We start from the raw sequence: 5,614 nt of genomic DNA on the forward strand, positions 1-5,614 counted from the left end.
CACCCACCGGTCGGCAGGGGCACCATCGCCTCCCGCGCCGGTGTCGATAGCTGTGGCGGGCCGGGGTGTCGGGCTGTGGCGGGCCGGGGCGCCGGCCCTGCCCCGCCCGGTGACGGCGTCGACGCTGCCACCGTCACCGCGTGCACGAGGAGGCCGTGCGCCCCTGGGGGGTGACGCACGGCTGTCCCGAGCCCGACGGGAGGGCCTCAGGCGTCCTGGCGGCCGGTGGAAGCGGCCCCTGGCTAGAGGTCGCGGCCCACGAGGAACGCGGACAGGGCCCGCAGTTCGTCCCCGGCCACGCCCTGCAGGGAGACGTCGGCCAGCGCCGTCTCGGCCGCCGCGATGTGGGCGCGTGCCTCGTCCAGCGCCGCCGCCCGGCCGCCCGCGACCTCGACGAGGACGGCCGCCTCGCGGGGGTCACCTCCCGAGGCCAGCAGCGCGGCCAGACGTCGTGCCTCGGGTGACGGGGAGTCGAGCGCGGCCAGCACCGGGAAGGTCTTCTTGCGCTCCCGGAGGTCGTTGTACACGGGTTTGCCGGTGACCTCGGGGTCGCCCCAGATACCCAGGACGTCGTCGACGATCTGGAAGGCGAGCCCGAGACGGCGGCCGGCCCGGTCGAGTGCGGCGACCGCGGACGGCGAACCGCCGCCGAGCAGCGCGCCGAGCGCGGCCGCGCAGCCCAGCAGCGCACCCGTCTTGTGCTCGGCCATCGCCAGGTACTGCGCCGACCGCACCCGTTCCGGCCCCGTCCAGGGCCGTTCGGCGAACAGCAGGTCGTCCGCCTGGCCGCGCACCAGGTCGCCCAGCGCCGCCGAGAGCATCCGCAACGCGGACGGACCCGCCTCGGTCGTGGCGAGCGTCTCGACGGCCAGCGCGAACAGGGCGTCGCCCGCGAGGACCGCGGGCCCGGTGCCGTACGCCTTCCAGACCGTGGGGCGTCCTCGCCGCGCCTGGTCGCCGTCCATGATGTCGTCGTGGAGCAGCGAGAAGACATGCGTCAGTTCCACCGCGACCGCCGCGGGGACACCGGCCCGGCCGGGGGCGCCCACGGCCTCGGCGCCGAGCACGGCCAGTGCCTGCCGCACCCCTTTGCCGCCGGACGCGGCGGTGGGAGCGCCGCCCACCTCGCACCAGCCGAAGGAGTACGCGGCCATCTCGCCCACCCAGGGGTGCGTCCGCCCGATCGCCTCCCGCAGCGCGGGCCGCACCGTCTCACGGCAGCGTCGCAGGACGAGGGGGACGTCGACGTCGACCGGCGCCCGCAGCGCCGAGGAGACCGGCGTCACCGCCCGGCCTCCACCCGGACACCACGCGCCCCCCGACTCCGGACCACAGGATCGGCCGCGGCCGAACCGCCGGCTGCCCGCCGCGCCCGGCCGCCGGTTCCCGCCTGTGCGTCGTCACCGGGGGCTGCGGCCTGAGCCCCAGCGCCGGTTCCCTCCTGCGCCCCGCCACCGGAGTCCTCCTGCTCGGGGAGGCCGGCTCCTCGCCGCGCCCGGCCGTCGGCTTCCGACCCGGCCCCCAAGCCGTTCCCCTCCTGCGGCCGACCGCCGGAGTCCCCGTGCGTCCGACCGCCGGAATCTCCCTGCGGCCGTACACCGGAATCTTCCTGCGGCCGTACCCCGAGCTCGGTGTGGGCCCGTGCCACCATCTCTCTGGCGTGCCGTAGCCCGATCCGTTCCAACTCCTTCGCCAGGCGGGCCAGTTCGGCGGCCGTCTCGGTGTGGTCGCGGCCCAGGCGGGCGAGGGACTTGGCCAGCCCCAGCCGGGACAGCGCCTCCCCGCGCGGCTCGCTCATCTCGCGGAACTCCGCCAGCGCCCGCTCGTACGTGTCCCGTGCCTCGGCGTAACGCCCCGCCCGGTAGAGGACGTTGCCCCGCATCTTGTGGTTGTAGGCCAGCGCGCTGGAGAGCCGCATCGCCCGGCAGGTGGTCTCCGCCTCCGACAGCAGCGCGAGCGCCCGCTCGACGTCGCCGTCCCGCGCCGAGACGATGTCGGCCAGCCCGCGCAGCGCCCACGCGTGGCCGCGCCGGTCGTCGGCGCCCCCGGCTATCTGCGCCGCCTCCTCGAACAGCGCATACGCGGTGTCGTACTCACCGCGCTGGCGGTGGATCTGCGCGATGCCCTCCAACGCCCACACCGTGTGCCGGGCCTCACCGCGCCGCCGGGCCTCGGCGAGCAACTGCTCGTGCAGCCGTGCGACGGCCTCGTAGTCGCCCTGGATCCGGCCCGTCTCGGCCAGTCCCGCGAGGGAGTAGCCGCGTACGACGATGTCCCCGCCCCGTTCGCCCATCTCGGCCGCGAGCCCGAGCAGTCGCCGCGCCAGCGGGAACGAGCCCCGCTGACGGGCCAGGGTGCCGCCGCTCCACAGGGCCCAGGCCATCGCGCTCTGGTCTCCCACCGCTCTGGCCGCCCGGTAACTCGCCTTCCACGCCCGGTCGGCCTCCCCGATCTGCCCCAGCCGCCGGTGCGCCTCGGCGACCGCGAGCCCGGAGCGCGCCGCCTCGCCGTGCTCCCCGGCACGCTCGGCCTGCGACAACTGCCGTCTGCCGGCCGCCAGTACCTCGGTGAGAGAGGAATTCACGGACAGGGTGGTGAGGGCGCCCTGGTATTCCGGGGCGAACGCCTTGCCGTACATGGTTGCCTTTCGTTCCGAATGCACGCGATGCAGGCCGTCTCTCCGTATACACACCATCTCTACATCCCGTGTATACATGGCGTGTATAGAGCGGCTGAAACCAGCCCTGGCCCGAGGGCCAGGGCCTCATCTGCTGCTGATCAAGACGTCAGGTGCATCAAGGAGGTTGCTCGTGAGGCGCAGATCACCTCACGAGGCGGCGGCTGCCTCGGCGTCGGCCTTGTCGGCGGCGGCCGCCGCCTTGGCGATGCCGAGGAAGCGTCGGATCGTCTCGACCGGCATGTCGAGCCCCTCAGAGGCGGACTGCTCCGTGCCGAACATCTGCACCGCCTCGGCGACGGCCAGGGCCAGCTCGACCTCCGCCTTGCGTACCTTGGCCTCGGCCTTGTCGACGGTGTCGACCACCGCCAGCTGGCGGCGCTGCTTCTCCTGAAGCCTCTGCTTGCGGGAAGGGCTCTTCTCGGGGTGCTGCACAGTCATGACCAAGATCATAATCGGTCGCGCCCACCCCCACCGCATCCCCAACTCGGGTGGCCCGCAAGGGAGAACTATGGTTTCCCGGTGAGTGTTGTCGAGACGGTGGCTCGGGTACGAGTCGGCAGTGGCTCCTCCGTGGTGCGGTTGTTCCGCCATCCGCGGCTTCCCCTGGTCGCCGGACTGGAAGCGGAACGTCCGGCGGTCCGCGTCTGGGACTGCGGCGCGGGGCGGCTGCGGGAACTCGGTCGCGTCGGCGCCGAGTCGAGGGAGTACGGCGACGCCGAATGGGAGAAGAGAGGGCGGATCCCCGCGGCGGACTGGCATCCGCGTCAGCCGCTGCTCGTGGTGGCGGGCGAGGACGGGGTGAGGCGGTGGACGCCCGACGGGGTCCGCGACCTCGAAAGTGTCCCACCCGGCGCGCGTTACCACGACATCGCGTTCAGCCCGGACGGCGGGACCTTGTGGGCAACCCCGTCGTGGGACGGGGAGGGCAGCGCGTGGGACGGTTCGGACGTCATCGAACTCGCCTCGGGATCCGTGAGCACCGGGCCCCGGTGGGACACCGGTGTCGCCGAGCATCCGGCAGGCGGTCTAGTGGTCACCCTCCACAGTGACCAGGGCGCGACGTTCGGCCTCTTCGCGCGCGTCGACGACGCGTCGTCCCCCGCGACGATGCGCGTGCTCCGGCGGGCGCTGGTGCTGGACGTCGACGGTTACGAGACACCGGTCTTCAGCTCGGACGGACGGCATCTCGCGGTCAGGGGCAACGCGTACGGCAACTCGCTGGAGGTGTTCGAGTTCCCCTCGCTCCGCAGCGTCCTGGCGACCACCCTCGGCGATCCCACCCCGGGCTACCCGTATCCGCAGGAATGGCTCGACCAGATGCGTGCCTGGTCGCGGCAGAACCTCGCGTTCGCCGCCGCACCCGGCACGCTCTGGATCGGAACGCCCACGGGGACACTCGTCGAACTCGACGTGGAGAGGGGGCACACGGTCGAGCACGAGGTTGCGACCGGCTCCCGGGTGACCGCCCTGAGCGCCACCGCGGCAGGGGAACTCGTCGTCGCGACGGACGACGGAGACCTCCTGCTCCTGTCCCTCGCCGCCGGTGCCCCTGCCGCCACCGCGGGCAGGCGTGGCGCGGACGGCGAGCCGTCGGCAGCCTCGGTCGCGGAGTTCTTCGACTCCACCTCCGAGATCCCCGCCGACGGCGCCCTGGAGGATCACCTCGTCCGCACCGACGGCCGCCACATCTGGGACGCGGACGAGGTGGCGAACGCGACGAGGGCGGACGAGACGCATCCGACCTGGCTCCAACTGCAGGCGGCCTTCAACGCCCTGCGCGAACAGGACACATGAAAGCCCACGGCGCCGGGCCAGGGCCGGGCTGTGCGTGACCGGCCGTAATTCGCTTGCTCCGGCCACGGGTCGCCGCTGCACTGGGGCCGGACGCCACGACTCGTGGCGCCGGCATACGAGGAGGCAGCCACAGCGATGCAGATCCGTTCCACGACCGATGACGACCTCGACGTCTTCATCGACACGGTGTACGCCGCGTTCGGGCGCTTCCCGGAAACCCCGATCGAGGGCGGCGGGCTCTGGTGGTCGGCGCTCGAAACCGACCGCTGCCTGCTCGCCCGGGCGGCCGACGGGCGGCCCGTCGGCACCGCCGCCGCGCACTCCTTCGAGCTCACCCTGCCCGGTGAGAGCCTCGTCCCGGTCTCCGGGGTGACCGCCGTCGGTGTCCTGCCCTCGCACCGGCGCCAGGGCGTGCTCAGCGCGATGATGCGGCATCAGCTGGCCCAGTTGCGGGCCCGCGGGGAGTTCCTCTCCGTGCTGCTGGCCTCCGAGGCCCCGATCTACGGCAGGTTCGGCTACGGACCGGCGACCTACACGGCACGGGTGACGGTGCCGCGACACCGGGCCGCCCTCGCCGTTCCCCGGGCGCGCGGAGCGGCCGACGGGCCGGCGACCGGGGCGGACAACGGGCCGGCGACCGGGGCGAACGACGGCTCGGTCCAGGTGCTGCGGCGTGCCGAGTGCGGCGAGACGCTGGAGGAGATCTACGACCGGTACCGCCGCGCCCAGCCCGGCGCGTTGTCCCGGCCGCCCCGATGGTGGGACCTGCGCGCGGGGCAGCCCCCCATCTCGCCGGCTCCGCGCTACGTTGCCGTTCACCGGGACACCGACGGCGTCCCGGACGGGTACGCGAGCTACTCGATCGAGTCCGGCACCTTGACGGTCGACGAGACCGTCACCACCGACGACACCGCCTTCTCGGCCCTCGCCCGGTTCGTACTCGGACACGACCTGGTCTCCAAGGTGGTGTTCGAGCACGTCCAGCCCGAGCACCCGCTGCGCTGGCAGCTCGCGGACTTCCGCGCCGGCGAGGTGAGCAGCGACACCGACTGGCTCTGGGTGCGGCTCCTGGACATCCCGGCCGCGCTGACCGCGCGCGGCTGGTTCACCGACGGGGAGCTCGTCCTCGACGTCGAGGAC

At 73.5% G+C, this 5,614-nt stretch carries 4 protein-coding genes and 1 pseudogene; 2 read left to right on the top strand and 3 right to left on the bottom strand.

What is annotated here, in order from left to right:
• Positions 1–242: 242 nt before the first annotated feature.
• From AOK15_RS25045 to AOK15_RS25055, 3 genes and pseudogenes are all read right to left on the bottom strand, one after another.
• Positions 243–1,286 carry a polyprenyl synthetase family protein gene (locus AOK15_RS25045; protein ID WP_055520615.1) on the bottom strand — a complete coding sequence of 348 codons (1,044 nt, stop codon included), beginning with the start codon at positions 1,284–1,286 and terminating at the stop codon, positions 243–245.
• Positions 1,287–1,618: 332 nt separating this feature from the next.
• Positions 1,619–2,638 (bottom strand): annotated as a pseudogene (locus tag AOK15_RS25050) (tetratricopeptide repeat protein); the annotation flags it as partial.
• A 189-nt stretch (positions 2,639–2,827) separates the two neighbouring features.
• Complete coding sequence (locus AOK15_RS25055) at positions 2,828–3,118, bottom strand: hypothetical protein (RefSeq protein WP_240508584.1); 291 nt, start codon at positions 3,116–3,118, stop codon at positions 2,828–2,830.
• An 81-nt stretch (positions 3,119–3,199) separates the two neighbouring features.
• On the opposite strand from AOK15_RS25055, the gene AOK15_RS45210 reads away from it, so the two are divergent.
• A complete protein-coding gene (locus AOK15_RS45210) occupies positions 3,200–4,474 on the top strand; it encodes a WD40 repeat domain-containing protein (RefSeq protein ID WP_157870362.1) in 1,275 nt (424 codons plus the stop codon).
• 135 nt (positions 4,475–4,609) lie between these two features.
• On the top strand, positions 4,610–5,614 hold a 1,005-nt coding region (locus tag AOK15_RS25065; RefSeq protein WP_055520618.1), incomplete at its 3' end, for a GNAT family N-acetyltransferase.

It is taken from the genome of Streptomyces ossamyceticus, from assembly GCF_001418475.1.
GTDB classification, from domain to species: Bacteria; Actinomycetota; Actinomycetes; order Streptomycetales; family Streptomycetaceae; genus Streptomyces; species Streptomyces ossamyceticus.

What these genes read in the sequence shown, in the direction of transcription:
- AOK15_RS25055 (WP_240508584.1), bottom strand. Translation starts at nt 3,118, where the DNA reads ATGACTGTGCAGCACCCCGAGAAGAGCCCTTCCCGCAAGCAGAGGCTT.